Origin of the sequence: Occallatibacter savannae (assembly GCF_003131205.1) — a bacterium.
Lineage (GTDB): Bacteria > Acidobacteriota > Terriglobia > Terriglobales > Acidobacteriaceae > Telmatobacter > Telmatobacter savannae.
This window is the reverse complement of the sequence record NZ_QFFY01000006.1, coordinates 191,818-215,692: the sequence shown is the minus strand read 5'-3', so window position 1 is coordinate 215,692 and position 23,875 is coordinate 191,818. Positions and strand designations below refer to the sequence as shown.

Genomic DNA, 23,875 nt, shown 5'->3' with positions numbered 1-23,875 from the left:
GCCGGCTGACAACCTTAGGCCCGACGAGGAGTTTCACCATTGCGCACCAAGCACTGCGGAAGCTCCAGTCACTACATAATTTCGCATTCGGACCCATGCTGCGGATGGGTCATTGCGACAACTGTCGATAGCTGTACGAGGCCGCCACTATGGACGACGCGACCGCTAGTCCTTACACCGCCCCTCAAGGTCAATCGAACACGAAACGACCTGCGTGATCTTCTGGTTCTCGATGGCGTAGATATTAGAGCTTGGTGGAACTCTGTTCAGTGTCTATGAGGTGTCTGTCGCGCTACGCCGGCAGTTCGGTGTTCCAAATAACCTCCACAGCGCGAATGTAAGCGGCGTTCAAAGTGAGCGTGCCGCCTGTCGGACTTCACGCCGCAACCATTGATGTGCAGAATCTGAATTGAGTCTTGGGTGCCATGCCATCCAATACTCGTAACGCGCTAACTCTTTCGGGGGTGCAATGACGCGGACATGGAAGTGTCGTGCGTATTTATCGGCGAAGCGCTTCGGAACAGTTGCAACAAGATCTGTCGCCTCAACACACTCAAGAGCCGCCAGGAAATGCGGTACCCTGAGCAGCGACTTTCGCTTAATTCCGTGGCGCTGTAGCGCTTTATCCGGAAAAGCCTGCACCGAATCATGCAAAGAAACGATGATATGCCCACTGGCTGCATAACGATTCAATGAGAGGCGTGACAACTTGGTCCATGAAGCTGGCACAATGCAGACCATTTCCTCCTCAAAGAGCTTTTCCGTTGCTAAGGTGACTGGGATTCTCTCTTCATGAACCTGGAAAGCGAGATCGACATGGCCTTGTTCCAAGTCTCGGTATACCGATTCAGAAAAGGCTACAAACCAAACAGAAGCCTTGCCGCCAGGGCTGATAACACGCCTCGTTATGTGTGGGCCAAGAATGCTTATTGAATAATCGGTGCAAGCAATCTTGAACACAACTTCTTCCCTCAGAGGATCGAACTCCGTTCCTCGAACGAGACGATCAATCCTAGGTAGGACGACTTCCAGTTCCTTCAAGAGTCGCACAGCATTCGGCGTGAGCTCGTAGCCCCCTTTTCCCCGAATGAACAGATCATCCTTAAACATCGTGCGGATACGGTTGAGCGCTCGACTGACTGCGGATTGCGTGAGAAGGAGGCGTGTCGCCGCGGCAGAGACGCTCCGTTCCTCAGCAAAGACTGCAAATACGACGAGCAGATTAAGGTCGACCTGGCGAAGTTGACTTGTATTCATATTGTCTATGCATATTATGCATTGGAAGTATACAGGTTTTGATAGGAGACTTGATTATGTAGGCGAGTCGTGAGAGGACGAAACATGCCAGTAGCAATCGTCACCGGGCCGTCACGGGGGATTGGACGCGCAGTTTCGATACAGTTGGCGCGCGACGGATTCGACGTAGGGGTGAACTATGCTCGCGGCAAGGACGATGCTGAAACGGTAGTCAGGGAAATACGGCAACTGGGGCGCCTTGAAGATGTCGCGCGTGCCGTCAGCTTCCTGGCTGGAGAAAAGTGAGCTTGGGTGAACGCTCAGGTTATTCACGTCAACGGCGGAATAAAATAGTCAGCTCGAGACGCTAAATGCGACTTGCGGTGTAGGTTTCCAAGGTTCCGTGCAACATGTGAGGTGTTCACTGAAATGAACATTGCTTCATTGAAGACACTCGTTCAAACAAATCATCCTCTTCGTGAGGGCGAGCGAGACCGTCAGCGGGCCCTGCTTCAGCGCAATGCGAGCTTGATGGCGGAATATGGAGGAGACAGGCGTGGTGGGTACGCTGCCGTTGCAGCGCTCACTCCACTAGCAACAGGAATTACGTTTTCCGAAGAGTTCACAGCTCAGGCATCGGGATGTTGGTCCATTCCCGAGCGGCCATTGCGTGACTGTGCGATCCTTTTCATTCATGGTGGTGGCTACCATCTGGGCGACGCTCGCTCGTACCGTGGACTCACGAGCCAACTTGCTACGCGCACTAACTGTGCGGTCTTTTCAGCCGACTATCCTCTATCGCCGGAGAATCGATTTCCAGCGGCCTTTGAAGCAATCGTCCAGGCACGGAATTGGCTATCTGCGCAGGGAATTTCCCAAATAGCGCTCGTCGGTGATTCCGCCGGCGGAGGTTTGGCGCTTGCGACCTTGGGTGAGGCTCTGCCGAATGGTACGGTTGCCAGCGTCGTCGTGTTTTCTCCATGGACTGACTTAGCCCTCACAGGGGCGTCGTTTAGGGACCCCGAAACTCATGATCCGATCTTTACACCGTCGATGCTCGCGGACCTGGCAGAATCCTATCTGCACGGAGCGGATACAAAAGACCGACGAGCGTCACCCCTCTACGCTATCCCAGATCATTTGCCGCCACTGGCAATTCAGGTTGGAAGCGATGAACTACTCCTGGACGACTCGCGTCGGTACGCGAAGCTAGCTGCAAAAATAGGGGGAATTGTTGCACTCGATATTTTCATGGGTATGCATCACGTGTTTCAGAGAGATGCAGGAAGCATTGAAACCGCCGATTTCGCATTGGATTTGACGGCTCAATTCATAAATGCTCATTGGACTAGAAGTTCTGGCTAGTGCCTGACAACGATGATTGCCGTATGCGAGTAAAAGTTGATCTCTCCTCCTTGGAGGCTTTCGGTACCGGGAACTTATCGAGGTTGGCAGAATAGAGACGATTTCGTGATCGACGAAGATGCACAGGTCATTGACCTCACAGAGCACCGGAAGGACACGGCTGATGTTGTCTGGATGGACCCGGGCTTGAACGACCTACAATCAGCAGTTGATTGGGCCTTCCGCAGGCGCATGGGGGCGAGGACCGAACGGTCTTGGAAGAGCAGCCTAGATCCTGACCGACGGCGGCAAAGCATCACCGTTTCGAGAAGGATCGACCGCGGCCAAGCTGCTTCGCGCTGAGTTACAACCGCTCACCAAGGGTTTCCCCACTGACACCAGGAGGATGCTTAGAAGTGATCGCCATTACAGGAGCGAACAGCAATTTTGGCAGGTTGATTATGAAAGGCCGGCGGGAAACTGCAAGTTGAGTGCATGTTTCTGGTCAATGTTGACGGGAGATCCGCATTATGGGCGCACCTTTGTTTGTGAGTGAGAGATCGAAGCCGGAGGTGACAACGCGGTCGATTTCCGTTGGCTTCCTGATCTTCGAGCAGATGGATCAGATCGACTTTACGGGACCGTTCGAAGTTCTTTCCCGCATGCCAGACTCAACCATTCAGATCATCGGGAAAGAAGTTGCGCCCGTTCGCGACGTGCAGGGTCTTCGGCTTTCGCCGGATATAAGCATAGCGGAAGCGGGAATCTTTGACGTTCTGGTGGTGCCAGGCGGTTATGGCCAGCAGGCACTGATGCACGATGAGGAAGTGCTGGAGCTCATCCGCAGACACGTACAGAGCGGAAAGCTCCTGCTTTCAGTCTGCACTGGAGCCCTTTTTGTGTGGCGCTGCGGGTATACTCGCGGAAAGACAGGTCACCACTCATTGGAGTGCGCGCCGTTTGATGCAGCATTACGGAGCTGTTGTTGCCGACGCAAGGGTCGTCGTCGATGGCAACCTTATCAGCGCCGCAGGTGTGACGGCAGGGCTGGATGCGTCCCTGGTGCTCGCCTCCCTCCTTCGAGGAGATGCAGTTGCGCAGGAAATTCAGCTTTCCTTGGAGTATGCACCGAACCCCATCTTCAATAGCGGAACTCCCGAGAGCGCGCCGGCAGAGGTGCTCGAGAGTTTTTGGAAAAAATACGAGCCAATTGGAACGGCGAGGGAGGCGGAGGCAATTCGCTATGCTACTGACCGTTCAAGGGAGCAGATCCTGCCGAGATGAAGATCGCCTGCAAAGTTCTAAAAAGCCGCAACGAAGCGACTCAGCGAACACGATTGGGAAGTAGAACAACGATGACAACTCTAGTGACAGTGGAACTGATCGCTCCGCCGGCTTCGGTAACCAGCCTCCATACCATCTCACGCCGAAGGAAGTGGAAGGGCGAGACAGGCTGGGCTTTTCGACTTCACTCGATTTTGTCACTGGGAAAGCGGTGAGATTGCTATTTTGCAAGAGTGGAATGATTTAGATACCAACCTTGGGCTGCGAGTATTTCGACCAGGCGAGACCAATGAGCAACATACTTCGAAATATCCTCTGCGAGCTTCGCCAGCTTGCGCGGTCGCCAGCGTTTTCTTTGACCGCGGTGTTGACCCTATATCCGCTCCAACGCAACCATCATCAGGCTTCTTACGGGAGTGGACGATTACCTGGGAGGTAATTGCTGCACATCGCGATTCATACGATATTGAGGTTGGGGCCGTTGGAGCGGTAATTTCGACGCCCGGCTCAAAGGAGATCCTAATGGCACATTACCCAGTTCACACCATCGCTTCCGCTCCACAGGATTCCAGGCCTGCGCTTGAACAGTTGCAGAAGGCGTTCGGCGTTCTGCCCAACATCGCTGCGACTATTGCCAACTCACCAAAGCTAATCAATTCCCTTGTGGGCGTTTTCCAGCAGGTTCACACCAGCAGCCTGACCGAGCAGGAGATTCAGATCGTCTTGTTGACCGACGCTGTTACAAACTCTTCGACGTACGCTGTCGCATTCCACACCGCACTCGCACTGCAGCAAGGCGTTCGTCAGGAAGACCTCGATGCAATTCGAGAGCGCCGGCCACCCGAGAACCAGCGATTTGCCGCCCTCTCCGCTTTGGCGGAAGCGCTGATCGAGAAGCGTGGACACTTGAACGAGCAGGAGTTCGAGGCGTTTCTCGCCGCCGGCTTCACCAGGGAGCAGGTGCTGGAAGTTGTCGCCATCGTGGCGGCCTCGACCATCACTAACTACGCTGCCACTATCGCAGACCCTCCACTTGAGACGGCATTTCAGCAATACGCGTGGCAGAGTTGAAGGCGGCCACCTTGTGCGGCTTGACGCAGGGAACTAGCACGGAGGGACAATCACGATGGCCACACAGTCCGCAACGGCAGTCCCACAACTCGGAGAACTGTTGCGCTACTGGAGACAACAGCGCGGCAAGAGTCAGCTCGAGCTTTCGATAGACACGGGGGTTTCGCAACGACACCTTAGCTTCGTGGAGAGCGGGCGAAGCTCCCCGAGTCGCGACTTCCTATCCATTGTGTCCGACGCTTTGAACATCCCTCTGCGCGAACGCAATGTTCTCCTGTTGGCCTCCGGATTCGCTCCGCAATACCCGCAGGAAGGAATCGATACGAAAGAAATGGCAGTGGTCACAAAGGCTGTGGACCGTATGCTCGCGCAGCATGAGCCGCATCCTGCCCTGGTGCTCGATCGCTACTGGAACGTGATCCGGACCAACCGCGGTGCGCCGCGATTCTTCGGGTCGTTCATCGATCTGGAGAAGAGGCCAAAGCCACGAAATCTGCTCGAGCTGATGTTTGATCCCGATGGAATGCGGCCGTTCGTTGAGGATTGGGAACAGGTGGCCGCAGGCCTGCTGCAAAGGGTGAGAAGGGAAGCGGTGGGGCAGGCGCTCGACGCAAAGCTCGAGGAACTCCTGAAGCGTTTGCGACAGTTTCCCGGAGTCAGAGAGCTCAAATCTTTGCCCAGGCCGCAAAGCCCCGTGCTGCCGATCGTGTTTCGTCGAGGTACTGAGCGCCTTTCCTACTTCTCTCTGATCACGACCGTTGGTACACCCCAATGCATTACCGCGCAGGAACTGCGCGTGGAGTGCATGTTTCCTACCGAGGGAGAGTAGTCATTCCCGATAGCAAGACGGCTACGTTCAAGAGCCAGATTGGCGACAGCTATACGCGAGGTGCTTCCAAATGGCAGACAAACCGATGATCGTGCTCGTCCATGGCGCACTTACCGACGCTTCTGTCTGGAGTGCGACGGCGAGCGAGCTTCGTAACAGTGGCTTCTCCACCATAGCTCCGGCGATTCCGCTGAGGGGTCTCCAGAGCGATGTCGAGTATCTCTCAGCCTTCGTGGATACCCTGGAAGGACCATTCGTGCTTGTAGGTCATTCCTATGGTGGATCGGTCATTTCTCACCCTCGGCTCGCGAAGGCAAAGCTGAAGAGTCTTGTCTTTGTTTCCGCCTTTGTTCAGGATGAAGGTGAGACGGCCGGTGAGTTGAACGCGCGATGGCCGGGAAGTAAGTTGACCGAAGCTACGACGATCGTCCGTAACCATCCAGATGGCCAGGAGCTTTACCTGAAGCCGGAAGCCTTTGCTGAAGTGTATGCCGCTGACTTACCGGCAGAACAAATCAGTACTCGCCGCGGCCCAACGTCCGATTGACCTGCGAGCTCTGGGCGAGTCCTTCAGGGGAGAGCCAACCTGGCGTAAGACGCCGTCGTGGGCGCTTGTGTCCGTCAACGACTCTTCAATTCCGCCGGCCGCTCAGCGCTCAATGGCCAAACGCGCCCAAGCGACCGTGGTTGAGGTGAACGCCTGCCATGCTTCGCCGCTCTCGCATCCCCATGCCGTGGCAGCACTCATCGAAGCCGCTTCTATATGAAGCAGCGTACAAAGGATCACACATGGTTAGGAGCACAAGAGAAGGCGTTTGGGCAGAGTTCATCCGAAAGGCGGCAGTGGTCTTTTTCGTTCTCTGCCCGACGGGTGAACCGCGCAGCCTCTTTGTCCTGCTGCTCTTAGCGTTGGCCGTCATGGGCTGCCCAGTGGTTTCGAAGGACATGAAAACAGGGTAAAGAATCGTTTGTGGCGGAATTTCAAATGTAGATCGAAACAGGTGAAGGTCAATCCTCTGAGGCATAACAATGGCAAAGATGTTAGGTAGGCGCGAGGGCGTCTTCGGCTTCCTGGGAATCATTGGGGCGCGATTCATGATGGACGGCAGTGAGTCTGGCGGCAGGTTTTCTGTTGTGGAACATCCGATGTCGCCGCGTGTCCTCGCGGCTCCACTGCATCGGCACTCGCGGGAGGACGAATACAGCTGTGTCGTTCGTGGACGGCTCGGCGCCTTACTCGGTGACGATGTGATCTTTGCCGTCTCGGTGATTCCGTGTTCAAGCCACGCAACCAGTGGCATACATTCTGGAACGCATGTGATTAAACCACCAGCATCGTCGAAATCATCTCGCCTGCAGGCTTCGAGCATTTCTTTCGTGAACTATCCGAGATGGGCGGCGTCACTGCAGTTTCGGCTACCGGCCTCGTCGAGCTCAATGCGCGGTACGGCTTAGAGATGAACCTCACGAGCGTGCAGGGACTCATTGAGCGCTTCGATTTGCGTTTTCCTAGCGAATTGGTTCGCTGAGGATTGTCAACCATAGATCCAACGGACGGAAGATCGTACTTCAGACGGAAGATCTTGAGTCCAAGACGGCCGGCTTCCAGCGTGGAAACATCTGCACCAGCTTCAAGGGATTCAAAACCGCGTTGGACGGAGTTTTAAGAATGAAATCTCTCGTTGTGTGTTTCGCAGCCTGCGTACTCTTTTCGGTACCTCTTCACGCGCAGCAGCCCGCCGAATCCGGCTTCTCTAATCCCAGTCCCTGGACTGGCTCCTGGAAACTGGATGTCGCGAGGAGTAGCCCGGTCGCCGCGGAAGCCGGCGTTCCTCATGTCTACGTACTCGACTTCGAACCCGGAGGCTCGCCTACCGTTCACTTCCGATGGCAAATTCCCGAGATTGGGGAAGTGGTGAAAGGCATAACGGACGGCGTTCCTGTGCCGATTCAACGAACAAAGCCAGCGCCGGAACTCCGTCTCGGCGTACGGAAAGACGGTCCGGCATCCCTGACATACTCCGTATACGACGATGGCAAGCAGGTCGGCGGTGGTCGGATGATGTTGATTGATGACGGACAAGCGTGGGTCGATGTTACGTGGCCATCGGATCACCAGGACCGAGCTTCAGCTCTGGTGTACGTCCGGAAGTAAGCTACGTCTGCTCTCAGCGTCCGGCTCGAACGGATATGCCGATCGCTCTGCAGGGCGATCGATCGGGCCTGCTCAAGTTGTGTCGCAGCGTCGGCGAACCGGTTCTCATCAAGGTGAATGCTGCCCAACGCTACGTGGGGCAGGCAGCCCGTGACCGTAAACAGCGCGGAGTCGGAAAACCAGAGACGTTCAACTTCTTGGGCTTTACTCACTACTGTGGGCAACGTCACAAGACCGGGACCTTCACCGCGTCAAGCAGACTACTTCGAAAAAGCGAATGGTCGCGAAGCTAAAAGCCATCAAGGCCGAGCTTCAACACCGGCAACATCACCGCTCAAGCGAAGTCGGTGCTTGGCTCCGGAAGGTCGTCAATGGCTATTACCAATACCATGCTGTGCCCGGAAATCTCGATCAGATGCGCACCTTCCCGTCAGCGCGTGGCCTGGCTGTGGCGAAATGTTTAGTTCGTCGTAGTCAACGCACACGCTTGAAATGGGGGTTGCTCACTCGGATCTTCGACAGGTGGATACCGCGACCGCGTATCCTGCACCCCTATCCTCAGACCCGCTTTTACGTCATCCATCGTTCATAAGAGCCGCATGCGTAGACGCGCTCGTGCGGATCTGTGCGGGGGACGGTCAGCGATGATCGTCGCTACCTCGACAAAGTGGATCGCTGGAGCGACTCAATGAGTGATTTGGCCTGCTTTCGGCAAATGATCGGAACCGGCTGCGGCACCGATCAACGGGAGTCGGTACCGCAGTTTGTCCCGCTCATTCTTATCGACCGTTTTTTTCACTCGACCCATATTTGCGCAAACGACTGAATGGTTGTCGGCCCGTGGTACTTTTCGGTTTCCGGATTGCCGAAGTGGATCCAGCCTGAGTTGAAGCCCTTAACCATCTCGATGTAGAGTTCGGTCCTGTCAGCCGGCATTCCCATCCCTTCAAGAACGCTCTGCCAGGCCGCTTCGGGCAACTGCACGGCCTTCACTTCGCGACCGAGCGCGCTGCCAAACGCTGCCGCAGTTTCGTACAAATCGGTCCCACCTTCCGGACCGTCTACCTCCAACACGCGCACGCCTCTCCAGCCCTCCTGAAGCACCGTAGCACCCGCCAGGCCGATGTCCTGCGTGGCTACCAGCGGAAACTTGCGTTCGAGCGGAGCATAAAAGAAGGGCATCTCGCCGCTAGACCGGATATGGTCCCGCGCTCCCAGCCAGTTCTCCATGAAACTGCCTGCGCGCAGATAGGCCACTGGAATCGGGAGCATGCGCGTTGCCTGTTCGAGCAGATGCGTCGACGTGATAAGTCCCAGTCCGCTAGTCTGCTCCGATCCTATCGAGGAAAGAAACACGGCCCTGCCGGGGCGCGTCTTTTCGAGAGCTTTGCGAATCGCTGCGATCGTGCGCTTCTGGTCTGGCAGACCGGGAGTCGGCGCAAAGTCAGGTGGGATCATCGCAAATACCCCCTCTGCTCCTTCGAACGCCCTTTCCAGACCAGCTGCATCATCGTATGGCGACTGCACCAGTTCCACGCCCCGACTGGCCCACTCTTTCGCGTTTCCCGGGTTGCGCACCACGCCGCGGACCTTGTTGCCCGCTGCCATAAGATTTGTGGCGACCGCTCCGCCCACCTTGCCCGTAATTCCCATCACTGTGAACATGCCCCGTTCACCTCCTATGCAAGTAGATACTTGTATTCGAAGAAACGATGCAAGTATTTGCTTGTATAACTTCTATTCTGCGAAAATAGCGCGTGGCCGTCTTCAATCCAAACCGTAAACACAACGCACGTGGCGAGCAGCGGCAGCAGGAATTGTTCCGTGCCGCAGCCGCAGTGTTTGCCCGGCTGGGTTATCACGAGACCACGACGAATGCGATCGCTGCGGAAGCAGGCGTATCCCCGGCGACCCTCTACCAGTTCTTCCCAAATAAGGAGGCCATCGCCAGCGAGCTCGCAGTGATGTATGCACGCCGGATGGCCGACGCAGAACGTTCGCTGGACCCTGAAGGCACCCTGAGCTTCGAAGAAGCTATTCATGAGCTGATCGAGTTATGTATCCGATTCAATCGAGAGCATCCCGAGTTTCATACTCTCGTTGTGGATGCTCCGCTTTCAGAAGTCGCTCGAGGCGAAAAGCAGGCACTTGGTCGGGTTTTTGTGGAATTCATCGCAGAGCGTCTCCGACGCGCACGGCCTGAGCTTTCACGTGTAGAGTGCAGCCATCACGGACAAGTGGCCTTGATGATCTTTCGCGGGATCCTCGATGAACTTATCCTCGCCACACGCACTTCCCGCCCTCGATTGCAGCAGGCAATGCACGATGCCATCCTTCGGTACCTTGAGCCCATCCTGACACCTGGCGGGATTCCGACCTCGTCGATTCGGTCCCGCTAAGCGGAGTCAGGCCAGCGAACGCCAGTGTGGCCGACCGATTCTCCGTTTGTGAGATTGCCAAATCGCTCATTGAGCCGGTCTCCGTATTGAGAAGTCCCGAGATGTCGGCCCGTGTAAAAGGAATCCAGACAGATGCAGACTCGGACTTCCTCAAAACGTCGCGCCTGTCGGCGAAATCCGCCAACTACTCTACTTTCAGATGGCGAATACTCAAGTTTTCGGAGAACAGAAGTAGGGTAGAGGAAGCAAAGTAGAGTAGATCGATGCCCGCCGCAATCAACTGTGACCTCCACATCCACCCCTATTTACCGACCAGACGGGGCCGAACAGGCGAAAATCCTCGTCGTCGCAGCTCGCTGTTACGGATTCCAAGTATTAGAGTTTGTGCTTCCCAATATGCCCCCAGGGGTTCGGAGCATAGTTCCCTACTTTAGGATCCGCCAAGTGGAAGATGAGCTCTTTTCTGTCGCCGAAGTGGCGGCACGCCTGAAAATCAGTGCTGACACAGTAACCAGGTTGTTTGAGAATGAACCCGGCGTGATCGACCTGGGTGCTCCCGAGACATTGCACAAGCGCCGTTATCGCGTCCTTCGCATTCCAACCTCAGTCTTGAATCGCACGCTGCAGAAACGCACCATCAAGTGAACCTTTGGCTGGATAGATCTCAAGATCTACTGAATCATGCCGTCGATCACCGCTTCCGCAAGGTTCGAGCTTGCAGCTGCTGCGTTCATCCTTGCACCGGAAGCGGTCGGCAGCTCCATCTTTGACCAGGCCTGCTTGACCTCTGCCTCAAGCTTTCGCTGACGCTCCTTCACCCAAGCGGAATAGTAGCGCTCGGTGGTCCGGACAGTCTTGTGGCCGAGGAGCTTGCTGACCTGTTCAATCCGCACTCCGGCCAGAAGCAGCTCGACAGCAAAGGTGTGGCGGAAACGATGCGTCAGCATCTCCTGCTGTCCATGTTTGACGCCAGCTTTGTCGAAGACCAGACGCATCCAGTCCCCGAACTGGCAGACCAACGATGGCTTTGCCATCCGGTCAGGATTCCAGAAGAAGTAATCGGGGTGGTCATTCGGATGCGAACGGAGCATCGCGGCTACTGGGGGCGGCAAAGGGATGAAGACCTCGGCGTCGGTCTTGGTGCGGTGCACCTGCGTGAGGTTGTCGTCGTCTCCGAGCAGTTCCCTCTTCAGAGTTGCCGCATCGACGCAGGCAAGGCCTGACCACCGCTGGAGCAGGATGAAGGTTCGAACCCGCTGCTCGACTTCGGTGCTGAGGCCGCACTGAGATGTCGCCGCCAGCAGTCGTGCCATCTCATCCTTCGTCAGCGGCTGTACTTGCGTGCGGACGATTGGGAGCGACTGGAGCTTGGCACTGACATTGGAGGAAACGAGGTCGATCGAATGTGCCCAGCGGAAGAATGTCTTCACGATCGACCAGGCCACCGCGGGACCACCTGATTGCCGGTTGAAGGTCCAAGTAGCCCGCCACTCGGTCAGCATCCGCGCTGAAACGTCCTCGAGGTAGATCGCATTGCGGGCGTGGGCATAGTTCCTGAGCAGTCCAAGGAGCCGCTTGGCTTTCGAGGATTCCTTGATGCCGCGTTGTGCTCGGTCTACAAAGTAGAGCTCGAGTGCCTCGTCGATGGTGGTCGCAGCCGGCCGCTTCAGTGGCTCGAGGCCGAGGGCCTTCCGCTCGAGCTCTTCTTCAAGCTTTCTCGCGCCCTTGATCGCAATCTCCCAGGAGCGTGTTCCCGCAGAGCGCTTGTGCCTCTTGCCCCAGCGAAGCCAAAGGGGACATTTACAGCGCCGGTATTGGCCGGCGTTCTTCATGTTGCGGTGCGGGCACGTACTCGAATGCCGCGCGTAGACAGTCACAACCACGTTCGAAATCCTCTGACTGCTAATACCGAAAGTCGGCACCAGGTCGCGGGCGGAAATTTGCCCGGCGGTACAAAAGCAGTACATTCTTCTTGGGATTCGATCTAAGTGGCTGGACTGGAGGGAGATATAGTTGGCTCCTCAGGTAGGACTCGAACCTACAACCCTTCGGTTAACAGCTAGGTCTTTTCAGATTTCAGCATTGCTCGGAGTAGTTCTAGGATACTCATTAGGAATGCCTTAACTCTTGCTATCTACTAGGTGCGGGATGTGGGTGCGGCTCACTATTACTCGCTATTCTTAACCAGTCCACCCACAAAAGTCCCCACAGTACTCCACACCTCACGATCAGCGCTCATAATCCCCGAACGATAAACCTCCGATTTCTGCACCGCGGGACTGAAGCCCGTTTCAGGGGATCTCGACTTGCGTCAATACACCCCTCGGACCATCGTTCAGTTCTGGCCGATAGTGCTGTGCAAGCACCCTCTACGCGATGCGATCACTTCGAACCGACCCGGCAACCTGCGATGTCCGGCTCAGTTTTGGTTGATTGCGTCTTGAACAGTTCGACAGAACCCTTCCCGTCAACGCCGAGCATCTTTGCGTCGAAGCCTCCGGAAGCAATCAGGTTGAAGTGTGTCGTTGTGCAGTTGGGAACTATGCTCATAGGGCCCGAACCGGTGTAATCGTATTCGTTCACCCATTGCACATAGGCTCCGCCCTCTGTCCGGAAGAAATCAGCAATGTCCTTCGAAAGATACTTCGCGAGTTGCGGTTCAAACCCATCGGCTACTTTGCTGTTTTTGATTGCAGTAGGAACGGTCGAATGGACAGCTTCCATGAAACTTCCCGTACCGAAACTGAATGCGATCTTCGGCGCGTTGATGGCGAGCACGATGCCATGAGGGGCTAACGCCGACGACGTGACCTTCTCGACTGATTGCGTAGATGCCTTCATTTCCTGAATGGGTGAACTGCCCTTACTGTTCATTACAAATCCACCCTTGCCGTCGTAATTGACTGTGAATCCACCAGCGACATTGTCTTTGCGGCCCCCGAGTCCCGGAATGAACAGGATGTTGGCGCTGATCTCATAGAGAAACGGCAGGTGATTGGCCACGAATATTTCTTTGAAGAAGGTCGGCAGTCGCAACCTCCGTTCGCCGATGCCGTTCTCCGCGCCGCTCGTTTTAGCGTCCCAATTCACATTCAGGTTGCCTTCCACCGGGGCAGTGAAATAGAGCTTTTGAAGTTTTGCGCCATGAATGTCAGCCATGAAGGAGAAGCCGGCGTTCTTCAGCAATCCTTTCCCCTCGACCGTTGCATCCAGAGTGCCAACGTGTTTCGTGGCCTTGAAGGAATAGCTGAGGTTGTTAGGATCACCGTCGCCGGCGCTTCCCTTCGCCTCGTATTGCCAGTTGTCGACGTTGCCGTTCAGACGATCGACCCCCGGACCGAAATCAGTATCCTGCGAATCAAGAATTGAGGGATCGTGAGAATTGGTAGGAAACTGGATCGTGCCGTCCTGGATGAGATCAGTGAGAGCCGCGGCGTTTGTTGCCACCGCAGTAACGGGGCCCTGCCTCACTGTTCCCAGGACCCGTCGCGCCCCGAGATCCTGCAGGAAAAGAATCTGTCCAGCGGATAATCCGGTGATCCGCGCATCAGACGTGTTGAAGACCAGGACGTGTCCGTCGCGGCTGACGGCGGTAAGAGAGCTTTGCGCGGTGTTGCTATCAACCACGACGGTGTTCGTGGTCCACTGAATCGCCGGTTGCGCAGCTCCGTTCGCCGCGAACATCACGGCGAACATGAGCAGCGGAAGAGTCACACAGCGTGCATGCATGATTACCTCTTTCCGGACGGAGTGCTGCTGCCCTGATTGTCAAGGCACAAGATCACCTCCGGCCCGAAATGATCAGTCGATCGGTTGGGCTGGAATCGCGATCATTCTTGCTTTGGGACCATTCGGATCGGCACTGAAGCGATGAAATCCGGATTTCGCGATCGTGTGGCGGGAGCCGTCTGCAAGAATAGCTACGGCCTGCATCGAAGCCATATTCCAGTTGTCTCCACCCGAGCCGCCGGAGAAGGTATCTGCCAGGGTGAACGCGCGTATCTGGCTCATTTCCACAGATCGATTGAGTTGCATCTCTACGTTCATCGTGCTGCCGTTCGGCCAGTTCTGGCTGTGATTCACATTCAGCTCCGATTGGCTCGGCCCGTCGGCAAACTGGATGCCGACATTCAGATTGTCATTTCCTCCACGGAGGTCATCGTCAGACGTCGCAAATGTGAACAAGATCGCAGTAACCTGACGTCCATTGGGGCATCCGGCCGCGGGGTGCGCGTTGATATCGAGCGAGGGATTGCTTCCTGTAAAGCGGTGGAAACCAAACGAGGCGATCGGAACGTTCATCGTTTTCGCCAATCCAAATGCCTGGAACTCCGCCATGTCCCAGTTGTCTTCGCTCTGCACTCCTTCGGCTAGAAGAATCGGCGCGGCTCCAGCGCCTACAGGCGTTGTGTCGAGGACTGTCTGTCCGGCGCTCGGCGCATTGAAGCCGGCCTGAGCAGAGTGAACGAGCCGGATCTGCCTGATCTGGTCAGGAGCTACAGGGTGACTCAGCGGAATGGCAACCGTCCTCATGCTGTCGTTGGGCCAGTTCGCCCCCTTGTTCACATTGGGTGCCGTCTGCATGTCGCCGTTCGCGAAGTGAACCTCGACATTGAGGTTGTTCTTGCCTCCGCGCAGGTCATCCTTGCCGGTCGCGATGCGCAGATCGAGTTGGCTGATCGTGCATGACCCGGCAGGGCCGTTTAACAATGTGCGGGCCTGAGGGCTGAGCAGCGCGCCATTCTGTGCGTACAAGTGTGCACTCGTTGTAACCAGAAGACAGCCGAGGGCCAATTCAAACTTTCTCGAGTTAGAGTTCTTCATCGGGGATCGCTCCATGCGGTTCTGCCGCTTGCATGGAGATGGAATACCCCGCTCTGAACACCGGGTCAACTGAACCGCGAGTTAAACGGGCATGACACGCTAAGTGTCCTTTTTCGAGAACGCTAAACCTGCAGATGACCCGCAAAGCAGCAGTCAAACAGGCCTCGCAGGCAGCACACTGATGCTCTGTGGAAGGTGGTCGGCACTATTGGAGCGGCTTGTTTGCAGCAACGATGTTCGGCGGCGGAGTGATCTTCGCGGCCTGAGAAACATAGAGCAAAAAACCGCGTTGCCGTGCTTCCGCGGAAAGCGCGGACACATGAGAGCCTGCTGATGTAGAAGACAGCCGAACCTCGATCTCGGTAAGCGCCAGCCGCGCTTCGCATTCAGCAGTGTAAAACCCGATTTGATGCGCATGCTGGACGAGGCTGGCGAGTTCGCGCTGGACACCGAGCAAAGAGTCGCGGCCATTCTTTCCGGCAGGTGCACCGGCGGCCTTTGCCCGAAGCTCAAGCGTTCTCAGAGGAATCGAGTAGACCGGAAAAGCATGCAGATCTATCAGTTCACGAGCCGTCCGAATCGCGGCTTCAGATTCAGGAACTTTGCCTCTCGCAAGGAGCGACTTCGCCAGAACAAGGTAAGCGCTGAACTCGTCTCCAATATCCTTATCCTTCTCAAGAGCCGAGATTGCCGCACGAAGTTGGCTTTCTGCTTCATCAAAGTGCCCCTGGTCGACAGCAAGTTCGGCAAAGTTAATCTGGCTGGGAGCTGTTGAAGAGTTCACTCCTTTCAAAATCTGTACGGCTTCTTCGAAGCTCTTGCGAGATGAGTCGAGCTCGCCGCGATGGCGCTGCATTTCGCCAAGTGCGGTCAGAGCATTCGCCGTCTGCCATGGATCACTCTTCATATCGCGGAGCGAAGCTATCTCCGGCGTAATTTCAGCTGTCGCTTCGTCGAGTTGCCCTTTCATGAGGAGCAGATTGGCGTGCTGAATATGCGGATATTGATCTTCCGCAGTCTTGGTTTCATCCGCCATCTCCCAGCTTTGGCGATAGAGCTGATCGGCGGTTTGAAAATTGCCCCTCCACATCTCGATATCGGCAATGTTGGCGATCGCGGTGGATGCGTTAACGCGGTCGTTGACTGCCTCGAAGTACTTCCTTGCCTGTGAGTACTGCTGTTCGGCGAGCGAAAATTGACCGCGGTTTTCATACACGAGTGAAGCATTGTTGAGAGCTACACCGGCATTCTCAAGATCGCCCACCTCAATGAACTTTCGCGTTGCTTGTTCATAGAGTGGAACAGCTTCAGCATCGTGCCCCGTCAGCCGTTGATTCTCAGCCATGAGTTGCAGAGAGCTGGCGGATGCATCCGCATTTCCCGCTGCTACATAAGCTTCGTAGGCTTCCCGACATTCGGGCGGACTTGAAACATGTGCAGGGTTGAAGCGGCAGAGACTCTCTTCGGCTCTCGCAAATACCTGCTTCTTGCCTTGCGCGGTGGCCTTTTGCGCAGCGGTACGGTAGAGTTTCAGCGCGGTATCCAGGTCTTTTCGCACCAGTATGCCCGCTTCGCGCAAATCGATCAGCGGGTCGTCTCGGTATGGCGAGGGTAATTGACGCAGCTGATGAATGGTCCCGAGTGCTTCCTCCGGGTGATAGGACTCGAGTTGAAGCTTCGCGAGTTGAAGCCCGTAGTCGAGGCTGTCTGGAAAAAGGTTGAAAAGAACGCGATAGATATCTGCGGCCTTTCCGCGATTACCTGTTGCCTGGTCATAGCTGGCTTCGATCTGCATCCGCTGCACTCGAGGCAAGCCGGTGGCTAGATCCAGACCTTGCTTTGCCTCGGCCTTCGCCTGCTCGTACTTGCCCATGAAAAGGTCCGCACGTGACAGCATGGCATGTGCCAGAGGAAACTTTGGTTCCGCAGCAACCGCCTGCTCGAAAAATCCTCGCGCGACGGCGAAATCATAGGCGCGGAGCTTCTCAAGGCCCAGCGAATAGAACCGTGCCGCTTCAGGATTGCCGGGGAGGCCGGTGTCAGCCGACAGCTCGTCCGATGGATGCTCGAGCGGGATGCCAAGCCGATTGCGAAGCTTGCCACCAATACGCGACACGAGACCGAATAAATCCTCCGTTGCGCCAATCTCAGCGATTTCGCTCACCACTTCGCCGCTCTGGCAATCCTGCAGGCGAACATCAATCCGCAACTGCCCGTGTTCAGGCTTGCCCACCGTGGCGTAGGAGCCGAGAACGAGTAGGTCGCTTCCGAGAGCCGTTCCTATGCGGGATGTCGTGGAGCGATCAAGCGAATCAACCTTCGCCCATGGTGAGTAAGCATGAAGATTTGCCACGTCTTCGGCAGAGATCAAGCGAAGTTGATCACCGCCTGCCAGTTCCGTGCTCAACATCTCAGAGATCGCCGTGCCAAGCCAGCCTTCACTCGGTGCAGGAGACAGGTTTTGGAAACCAAGAACAGCAACAGAACGGCGCAGATGAACAATGTTTGTCGGCAAGCTCGAAGCGGATGCGGTTTGCTTCGGTCGCGCCCATCGCGTAAATGCGACGATACCGCCGGCGAGAATCACTGACGAGAAAGCCGCGTAAAGAAGGCCAGTGCGTATTTGTTGCTTGCGAGAACTCGGAACGAAACCCGGCGTGGGAACGACGGTTGAAGGAGTCATCTCCGCAGCTGCCCGGATTGGCCGGTCGATCGGCGCTACAGGTTCAGCTGATTGCGGAGCCTCGATGCGGGTCGCAGTTACCGGCGCAATAAAGCGGTATCCGGAGCGCGGAATGGTTTCGATAAACCTGGGGTTGTCAGGATTATCATCGAGGGCCGCACGAAGTTTCTTCAGAATTACATTGAGGCTCCCATCGAAGTCGACGAACGTGCCCTCCTGCCACAGATTGCTTCGCAACTGATCGCGGGAAACGATCTCTCCTGAATGCTCCAGAAGGAGCAGTAAGACGCGAAACGGCTGATCCTGGATCTTGACACGCACACCGTTGCGAGTCAGCGTTTTGTTCGCGATATCGGCCTCGAACAACCCGAATCGGAAGGTTCGCGTAGAAGATTTAGAAGGTTGCATCTCTGTCCGGCTGAGATGGAATGCGCCATCATAGCATGAAACGGATTCCGATTCGGCTCGTTTCGAAATCAGGCTTTGTACGTTGAACATCGTGCAGACGGCCTCGTGCGCGATCTACTTCGGATCGGAAGAATGATCCTTTGGAGCGCCCAGCGCAGAAAGTTTGCTCTTAAGGCCGGGAGGGAGAGCACCCGTCTTGTTTTTGGCGCCGCAGGCAGATGAAATCCACTGTGAACTGAAGTTGATGTCCGACGAAAATTTATGCCCTTCTGAGACGGCTGTTACGGTACCGGTTCCTTTCACCTGTTCGGAGTTCACCGCCTCCAGCCTCATAACAGTCTTCGTCGACATCGAGTCCTCTACGCAATCCTGTTCCACTTTCAGCTCGGTAGAGGTCGAGTTCAGGACCTTTTGCGTACATTGCCTGTCATCAGACTTAAAGGGTGTCCCCTTGTTGAGCTCATCCTGCGTCAGGCAGTTCTGGTTAACGCGCGTAGTGGTTTTCGGCTTCGATGCCTGCTTCATGGCCGCCTCCATTCTTGCCCGCTGTTCTGGAGTGAGCTGTGCCATTTGCCTGGAAGACAAAGCGATCGAGCCGCCGCTGTTGATCAGTACCGTTGTCTGCCACTGGCCGGTTTTCACATTGAGCGGCTGGTACTGTGCTGCGGCGAATCCAGGAATGGCGAGCAAGAACAGGATAAGAAGCTTTCGCATGATGTCCTCCATCACGATTCAATAGCTCAAGCCTTCAAGGTTGTCTTGCGTTGATGTTGTTTGTAAGCGGTTGCGTCCCGGCAGGGCCAACGACCCAGACGTTCGCTGCATATTGTGAAGAGTTGAGCGTGAAATTGAAGACGGGCGGGATAGGCGAGGAGCACGTTTCGCCTGCCCATTCAACGATGAATCCGTTGCGAGTCCACGAGGTTTCCCAACTCCCATTCGAAACAGGAATCTTGCTCAGGCCGGGACAAGCGGCACTGAACACTCGAAGCTGCACGCTCTCGACCACCCATCCTGGAGCGAGCTGCGACAGGTCGTAAATGTCTTTGCCCGTCGAGAAGGCCTGAGGATCGGATCGTGCGATAAACGCTGATGCTCCGGACGCATCGGGGGGCATCTCTTCCCCGCTCATGGGAGGCGATTCAAACTCAACTTGATGAATTGAGCGGGTCGAGAGCGAGCTTGAATCGAGACGGACCCACGCGGCCGGAATCGAGCGAAGCAGCTGCGGTTCACCCCGCGCAGCAAGGAATTGGCAATGTGCGAGCTGAAGAGTGCGCCCGATTGGAAGTTGAACTACCAGATCAGCGCTGAAATCTGATACGCCAGAAAGCGCGGGATTGATGCGGACATCGATGTAGCTGTCGGTCCACGAACCCGGAGACTCCAGTTGCAAAGCAATCGGCTGCAGGCCGGAGCCTGAACCGGGCATTGGCGAGGCCGAGTTCGGCAAAAGCCGGACCAGGCCGGGGGTGGATCCGAACCCGCAGCCGCTAATACGGAAGTGGTTATCGGGCTCAGCAGGCGTGAAGATCGGAGCCGTCGTACGCCCATTCACCGCGTGGATGGCCGGAAAAGGGCAGGAAGACTTCTGGACAACGGGGCTGCGCAAAATCGGGCTACCGGCCGGTGTCGGCCGCATCGGAGCAGCCTGCGGAAGCAAAGTGGCGGGACTGCCGGAGAGTAGCGCCGTGGCGTTTGGAAGAGGTGAAGAGATTCCGGCCCGATTGAGACGATTTGCACGCTGCTCCGCGAGAGTAGTCGCCGTGTTGCGATCGAGCCCACTTGATGTAAGGTTTGGGTTCTTGAGTCGGGGTCCTGTAATGAGACGCGCGTGTGCGAGAGCTTGCGTCCGCAGTTCGAAATAGCGGGAGGGGGGAAGGTTACCGTCCGGCATCGTGGATTGAGTCAACATAGCCGGAGCAGCGACCAACCCAGCCACATGCGAGACTGCGCCCGCGAGGGGTTGGGGGAGGGCCAAGAGTGAGGTTCCTGCAAGGATGAGGGGAATCCTGCACATGGCGTGAGTAAAGCCGGGATCCCGACAAGGGTCAACGGAACTGAGCGTGATTCGCACCTGACTTGGCAAGGCACACCTGCACAATGACTTGCACCGACTGCTTACGTGATTTGGAAACGCGATCTGCGACAGAGCGCGTATGGCTCTTCCGTAGGGATGACCTCACCTCAGGCCCGATGACTGACCGAAGCCGCCGCGCAGCATCAGGAACTCGCCGAGATCAAGCGCCAGGACAGCGATTGGAGGGCGACGATGGCGAATCGAACCAGGTGCTACCCGGCTCTCTCAATCATTCGGGCCGCCGCTTCCGCTCTGGTCAGCAGCGACAAACAAGCTGAAACGATCCACAAACTTACGAGGTCAGCTTCGTTTCACATGCAGTTCCTTTGACCCTTCAGATCGGCAGCCGTATACCTGGGCCGCATACGAGGTCACTCCCCATGCGAGCTCAAATCATCGTTTCAGTCGCAACAGCAACGTTCCTCAGCCTGAGCGCCATCGCCCAGGTTCCGCTCTCGCCGACAAATTCCTCCCAGGTCACGGCACCCTCGCCGCAGAGGCAACAGCCGCAGGGTGGTGGTCGGCAGCCTCTGTCACCGCCCATTGGTGAGGTTCCCCAGACGCGGCCGCAAGTACAGATTCTCAACGGAGTATTGATGGGGTACCTGTACTGGGACGGGTCCGCAATCTCTGCCGGCACAAATTCGCTCTGCCCATTCCAGGTGAGGGTGAGCCAGGGCACGCCACCTGCAGGCGGCGCCGTCGGATTTGAGCAGTTCTCTGAGATTGGCACCTACTCGAACAACTTCTCAAAAGTCGGCAACATTGGAAAGTTCGTCGTTTGCCAGTACGCCGTCGATCACTTGCCGGAGAATAAGGACCTTGAGGTGCAGATCGGTCCACAGAAGGGTGCCCTCCAGACTGCGGTATCCTTCACCGTACCGCCCACCGCCAACGAACCGAATACCCCCGTCAAGATCATCAACGGCAAGTGTAACCAACTGCCTCCGGCAGTGCCGTCGCTGTCCACATTGAACAGCCCATGGTGGTCATGCGGAGATCATGCCTACAACGTCAATTTCCTGATGCAGCCGTACCAGGCGATCCCCGGACTGACGCAGCCTCCCCCGACGATCACCGTTGTCCAGACACCGCTATTGCCATCGTCCGGTGGAGCGAATGGCTCGTCCAGTTCAACCGTGCAGCAAAGGACGCTTCTCTCGCCTGCCGGACCTACTACGGGGATGATGGCGGCCGGGAAATCTCCCGCACAGTCATCATTATCCGCCGCGCCTCGTGCCAAAGCGATCAGCAGGACGGGGCCGATTACGGCGCTCAAGCTAAGCGCTCCGCAACAGAGCCGCGAGATCACCAATCCCAACTCTGGAATTCAGAACTCGCAAATCATTGCAGTTCTGCAGCAACAGACGCGGGCGGCGCAAGCCGAGATCGCCGCAATGAAGCTGAGCCTTCGGCCCGTTGACACACAAGCGAACTCTGGGCCAATGCAAACGATGTCGGCCAATGTTTCCGGCGGTCCAGCTGCCGGGCAGGCGACGATGCAAGCGAATTTGCTGGCCGGCAACTCGGGACCTGGAACACGCAATTCAATCGGCGCAGCGATGCCCGCGCCGTTCCAGAACCTGGCGATCACCTGCACCCACGATCCGACCATGCGTGTTCTCACCGTGAGTGGAGGGCAGAGTTCCGCAGTCTTCACGCAGGACTCGCAATACAACTTCTACACAATCAGCGGCTGCTCTTTCGGAGATCCCGGCCCAAACGCAAAAGCGTACATCTACTCTCAGGGAACCTTCCGCGAAGATTTCCAGATCGAGCAGTGGAGCGATAACTGGATCAAGCTGAGCATCGACCCCAACCTCACAGGAGTCGACGATCAAGACAATGTCACGCTCGTGATCCAGCGTGCGGATGGCAGGCAGGCCAGCAAAGGCGGCTTTCGCTTCTACGCTGCGCGAGACACCGTCCTGCTGCATTCGATTCCACAACAGTATTTCTCCCTCGATCGTTTCCGTCCGGACAATGCAGTGACGAATAACTGGACCTCAACGTATACTTCGGCCTCCTCCGCGGCCATCGCCCCTAATCTTCCCGGAATGTCGGCAGAAGTGCAGTGGCTTCTCACTCCTGTCTCTAACGATCAACTTCTCGGCGGCTCCGACATCTATGACTTCAGCAAACTGCATTCAACGTTCGGACTCCAGAATGCGCAGATGGAGTGGGAAGACGTCTCCTGCGATCCCAGCCAGCAGGTGTTTGCCTCGTCGAAGGACAACTGGGGAATCGACTGGTATCAGAACACCGGCGTAAAAGTCACCTGGCAGGGGCAGACCTGCAATCCGAAACCAGGAAGCTGTGGCGGAGCGTTCCAGGGCGATTGTTTCCTCGGCCAGCCCGAAACGAACTACGGCATTGACGTCTGGGTTACTGGTCCGCGCGGTCTCGATCCCTGGACCGGAAAGCCGGTCGCGTAAGCGACGTACACATCAATCGGTTTCCCGTTTGAACCTGTCACGAGTCAAGGAGCAACAACGATGCAAACCCATCTCGCAGCCGCTTCAGCTCTCGCATGCGTTACGGCTCTCGGTCTTACTGTCGGATTAGCCGCGCAATCAGGCAAGCCGCTCAGCAATGACGACGTCATCGCAATGGTGAACAAGAAGCTCCCGGAGTCCGTCATCGTCTCGGCGATCAAGGGCAGTCCGGGAAAATACGACACATCCCCGAATGAATTGATTCGCTTGAACTCCGCCGGTCTGACTGAAAACGAGCTCAACGCGATGATGTCCGTCAGCAGCAAGGACGGCAGATCAAATGAAACGGCCACCGGCGGGACTGCCAATCCCACTTCATCTCGGAAGTGGCAAATGCCCACCGTCACCATCACGCAAGGCAGCGCGTCCGCTGAATTGAAGCTTGAGAAAACCCAGCTGGCCCAGACGAAGAATAAGCCGACCTCCATGAAGAGTCTGGCGAGTGATTCCGTTCTGACTCAAGCCATGCAGGCAGGTGTGAGTACGGCAAGTTGGGATGCGGCTACGCACATGAACTCCATGGTCGCCGGCTCCGCGGTGCAGCAGGCGGGGACTGTTTTCTCTGGAATGCTGGCCCACCGCACGCCCACGGTGACCTACGTATGGGGCGTGCCGGGGCCTGCTTCCGGTAACGTGCTGCAGACTGCCTCCCCCAGCTTCAAGGTGAATTTCTCGCGTGCGCCTGGCGTTAACCCAGACGACTACGAACCTGCCATCGTGAAGCTCACCCCGGCGCAAAACACGTGTCGCATTGTCGGAGCGACGCAGGCCAAGGCAGATGCGAGCGCCAGCGCTGCCGCCGACTGGCAGGTGTACTCGCACTATCTGGAAGAGCGCGTGAACACGAGCTCACAGAAAGTTGCATCTGGCATATACACCTTGTTCCCTTCGCAAATGCTGCCCGGCGAGTACGGGCTGGTACTGCGCCCCATCTCAAAAGAAAAGAAGTTCTCAGGTGGAGAGGTAGCACGCGCTCAAGGAGACGGGCTGATCTTCGATGCGATCTGGACTTTCCAGATTGCCGACGACGCGCAGTGAGCATCGCTCGTTCGCAACCTCGCCTGCAT

Annotated in this window: 20 protein-coding genes and 1 pseudogene; 13 read left to right on the top strand and 8 right to left on the bottom strand. The window is 56.4% G+C overall.

All coding sequences use genetic code 11. The annotated features are described in order from the left end of the window. Positions 1-348 precede the first annotated feature (348 nt). Positions 349-1,257, bottom strand: a complete 909-nt coding sequence (locus DHV10_RS21650; RefSeq protein WP_109488502.1) for a LysR family transcriptional regulator — start codon at positions 1,255-1,257, stop codon at positions 349-351. A gap of 84 nt (positions 1,258-1,341) precedes the next feature. Here DHV10_RS21650 and DHV10_RS21645 point away from each other — a divergent pair, with 84 nt between their 5' ends. The 9 genes and pseudogenes from DHV10_RS21645 (at position 1,342) to DHV10_RS21605 (ending at position 7,919) form a co-directional block, all read left to right on the top strand. Beyond that, complete coding sequence (locus DHV10_RS21645) at positions 1,342-1,542, top strand: SDR family NAD(P)-dependent oxidoreductase (protein ID WP_109488501.1); 201 nt, start codon at positions 1,342-1,344, stop codon at positions 1,540-1,542. Positions 1,543-1,665: 123 nt separating this feature from the next. Beyond that, positions 1,666-2,601, top strand: a complete 936-nt coding sequence (locus tag DHV10_RS21640) for an alpha/beta hydrolase (protein WP_109488500.1) — start codon at positions 1,666-1,668, stop codon at positions 2,599-2,601. Between the two features lie 509 nt (positions 2,602-3,110). Next, a pseudogene (locus DHV10_RS28405) lies at positions 3,111-3,455 on the top strand (DJ-1/PfpI family protein); the annotation flags it as partial. Further along, positions 3,400-3,864: a DJ-1/PfpI family protein gene (locus DHV10_RS27590; protein WP_239461975.1), complete on the top strand. Its 465-nt coding sequence runs from the start codon at positions 3,400-3,402 to the stop codon at positions 3,862-3,864. The pseudogene DHV10_RS28405 and the gene DHV10_RS27590, both read left to right, overlap by 56 nt. A 522-nt stretch (positions 3,865-4,386) precedes the next feature. Further along, positions 4,387-4,935: a carboxymuconolactone decarboxylase family protein gene (locus DHV10_RS21625; protein WP_109488498.1), complete on the top strand. Its 549-nt coding sequence runs from the start codon at positions 4,387-4,389 to the stop codon at positions 4,933-4,935. A gap of 55 nt (positions 4,936-4,990) precedes the next feature. Then, positions 4,991-5,764, top strand: a complete 774-nt coding sequence (locus DHV10_RS21620) for a helix-turn-helix domain-containing protein (protein ID WP_109488497.1) — start codon at positions 4,991-4,993, stop codon at positions 5,762-5,764. Between the two features lie 70 nt (positions 5,765-5,834). Beyond that, positions 5,835-6,311 carry an alpha/beta fold hydrolase gene (locus tag DHV10_RS21615; RefSeq protein WP_204101496.1) on the top strand — a complete coding sequence of 159 codons (477 nt, stop codon included), beginning with the start codon at positions 5,835-5,837 and terminating at the stop codon, positions 6,309-6,311. Continuing rightward, complete coding sequence (locus DHV10_RS28400) at positions 6,253-6,531, top strand: alpha/beta fold hydrolase (RefSeq protein WP_420818756.1); 279 nt, start codon at positions 6,253-6,255, stop codon at positions 6,529-6,531. Before DHV10_RS21615 ends, DHV10_RS28400 begins: the two co-directional genes overlap by 59 nt. Positions 6,532-7,433: 902 nt before the next feature. Then, positions 7,434-7,919: a hypothetical protein gene (locus DHV10_RS21605; protein ID WP_109488496.1), complete on the top strand. Its 486-nt coding sequence runs from the start codon at positions 7,434-7,436 to the stop codon at positions 7,917-7,919. A 795-nt stretch (positions 7,920-8,714) separates the two neighbouring features. Here DHV10_RS21605 and DHV10_RS21595 read toward each other — a convergent pair. Further along, positions 8,715-9,584 carry an NmrA family NAD(P)-binding protein gene (locus DHV10_RS21595; RefSeq protein WP_109488495.1) on the bottom strand — a complete coding sequence of 290 codons (870 nt, stop codon included), beginning with the start codon at positions 9,582-9,584 and terminating at the stop codon, positions 8,715-8,717. Positions 9,585-9,676: 92 nt separating this feature from the next. Here DHV10_RS21595 and DHV10_RS21590 point away from each other — a divergent pair, with 92 nt between their 5' ends. Both DHV10_RS21590 and DHV10_RS21585 read left to right on the top strand, forming a co-directional pair. After that, positions 9,677-10,318, top strand: a complete 642-nt coding sequence (locus DHV10_RS21590; RefSeq protein ID WP_109488494.1) for a TetR/AcrR family transcriptional regulator — start codon at positions 9,677-9,679, stop codon at positions 10,316-10,318. Between the two features lie 444 nt (positions 10,319-10,762). After that, positions 10,763-10,963 (top strand): hypothetical protein, encoded by a 201-nt coding sequence (locus DHV10_RS21585; RefSeq protein WP_109488493.1) that lies wholly within the window; start codon positions 10,763-10,765, stop codon positions 10,961-10,963. 26 nt (positions 10,964-10,989) lie between these two features. Here the strand turns inward: DHV10_RS21585 and DHV10_RS21580 are convergent, their stop codons facing one another. From DHV10_RS21580 to DHV10_RS21555, 6 genes are all read right to left on the bottom strand, one after another. Beyond that, complete coding sequence (locus tag DHV10_RS21580) at positions 10,990-12,201, bottom strand: tyrosine-type recombinase/integrase (protein WP_162601757.1); 1,212 nt, start codon at positions 12,199-12,201, stop codon at positions 10,990-10,992. A gap of 499 nt (positions 12,202-12,700) precedes the next feature. Next, positions 12,701-14,047 carry a hypothetical protein gene (locus tag DHV10_RS21575; protein ID WP_109488491.1) on the bottom strand — a complete coding sequence of 449 codons (1,347 nt, stop codon included), beginning with the start codon at positions 14,045-14,047 and terminating at the stop codon, positions 12,701-12,703. Positions 14,048-14,119: 72 nt separating this feature from the next. Then, positions 14,120-15,073, bottom strand: coding sequence for a hypothetical protein (locus DHV10_RS21570; protein ID WP_162601756.1), 954 nt, complete (start codon positions 15,071-15,073; stop codon positions 14,120-14,122). Between the two features lie 274 nt (positions 15,074-15,347). Then, entirely contained in the window at positions 15,348-18,233 is a 2,886-nt protein-coding gene (locus tag DHV10_RS21565; protein ID WP_162601755.1) for a tetratricopeptide repeat protein, read from the bottom strand. Positions 18,234-18,347: 114 nt separating this feature from the next. Continuing rightward, the gene (locus DHV10_RS21560; RefSeq protein WP_109488488.1) at positions 18,348-18,959 is read right to left on the bottom strand and encodes a DUF3617 domain-containing protein; all 612 of its coding nucleotides are present in this window, start codon (positions 18,957-18,959) and stop codon (positions 18,348-18,350) included. Between the two features lie 22 nt (positions 18,960-18,981). Further along, positions 18,982-19,875, bottom strand: coding sequence for a hypothetical protein (locus DHV10_RS21555; protein WP_162601753.1), 894 nt, complete (start codon positions 19,873-19,875; stop codon positions 18,982-18,984). Positions 19,876-20,693: 818 nt separating this feature from the next. Between DHV10_RS21555 and DHV10_RS21550 the strand changes: the two genes are divergently transcribed. After that, positions 20,694-22,748, top strand: a complete 2,055-nt coding sequence (locus DHV10_RS21550; protein ID WP_109488486.1) for a hypothetical protein — start codon at positions 20,694-20,696, stop codon at positions 22,746-22,748. A gap of 60 nt (positions 22,749-22,808) precedes the next feature. Continuing rightward, the gene (locus DHV10_RS21545) at positions 22,809-23,846 is read left to right on the top strand and encodes a hypothetical protein (protein WP_109488485.1); all 1,038 of its coding nucleotides are present in this window, start codon (positions 22,809-22,811) and stop codon (positions 23,844-23,846) included. Positions 23,847-23,875 lie beyond the last annotated feature (29 nt).

Excerpts from the sequence above, each read along its gene's own strand:
- DHV10_RS21565 (WP_162601755.1), bottom strand. The coding sequence starts at position 18,233 with ATGCAACCTTCTAAATCTTCTACGCGAACCTTCCGATTCGGGTTGTTC.
- DHV10_RS27590 (WP_239461975.1), top strand. The coding sequence starts at position 3,400 with ATGAGGAAGTGCTGGAGCTCATCCGCAGACACGTACAGAGCGGAAAGC.
- DHV10_RS21560 (WP_109488488.1), bottom strand. The coding sequence starts at position 18,959 with ATGGAGGACATCATGCGAAAGCTTCTTATCCTGTTCTTGCTCGCCATT.
- DHV10_RS21645 (WP_109488501.1), top strand. The coding sequence starts at position 1,342 with ATGCCAGTAGCAATCGTCACCGGGCCGTCACGGGGGATTGGACGCGCA.
- DHV10_RS21615 (WP_204101496.1), top strand. The coding sequence starts at position 5,835 with ATGGCAGACAAACCGATGATCGTGCTCGTCCATGGCGCACTTACCGAC.
- DHV10_RS21595 (WP_109488495.1), bottom strand. The coding sequence starts at position 9,584 with ATGTTCACAGTGATGGGAATTACGGGCAAGGTGGGCGGAGCGGTCGCC.
- DHV10_RS21605 (WP_109488496.1), top strand. The coding sequence starts at position 7,434 with ATGAAATCTCTCGTTGTGTGTTTCGCAGCCTGCGTACTCTTTTCGGTA.
- DHV10_RS21555 (WP_162601753.1), bottom strand. The coding sequence starts at position 19,875 with ATGCGGCCGACACCGGCCGGTAGCCCGATTTTGCGCAGCCCCGTTGTC.
- DHV10_RS21625 (WP_109488498.1), top strand. The coding sequence starts at position 4,387 with ATGGCACATTACCCAGTTCACACCATCGCTTCCGCTCCACAGGATTCC.
- DHV10_RS21650 (WP_109488502.1), bottom strand. The coding sequence starts at position 1,257 with ATGAATACAAGTCAACTTCGCCAGGTCGACCTTAATCTGCTCGTCGTA.
- DHV10_RS21550 (WP_109488486.1), top strand. The coding sequence starts at position 20,694 with ATGCGAGCTCAAATCATCGTTTCAGTCGCAACAGCAACGTTCCTCAGC.
- DHV10_RS21640 (WP_109488500.1), top strand. The coding sequence starts at position 1,666 with ATGAACATTGCTTCATTGAAGACACTCGTTCAAACAAATCATCCTCTT.
- DHV10_RS21620 (WP_109488497.1), top strand. The coding sequence starts at position 4,991 with ATGGCCACACAGTCCGCAACGGCAGTCCCACAACTCGGAGAACTGTTG.
- DHV10_RS28400 (WP_420818756.1), top strand. The coding sequence starts at position 6,253 with ATGCCGCTGACTTACCGGCAGAACAAATCAGTACTCGCCGCGGCCCAA.
- DHV10_RS21545 (WP_109488485.1), top strand. The coding sequence starts at position 22,809 with ATGCAAACCCATCTCGCAGCCGCTTCAGCTCTCGCATGCGTTACGGCT.
- DHV10_RS21575 (WP_109488491.1), bottom strand. The coding sequence starts at position 14,047 with ATGCATGCACGCTGTGTGACTCTTCCGCTGCTCATGTTCGCCGTGATG.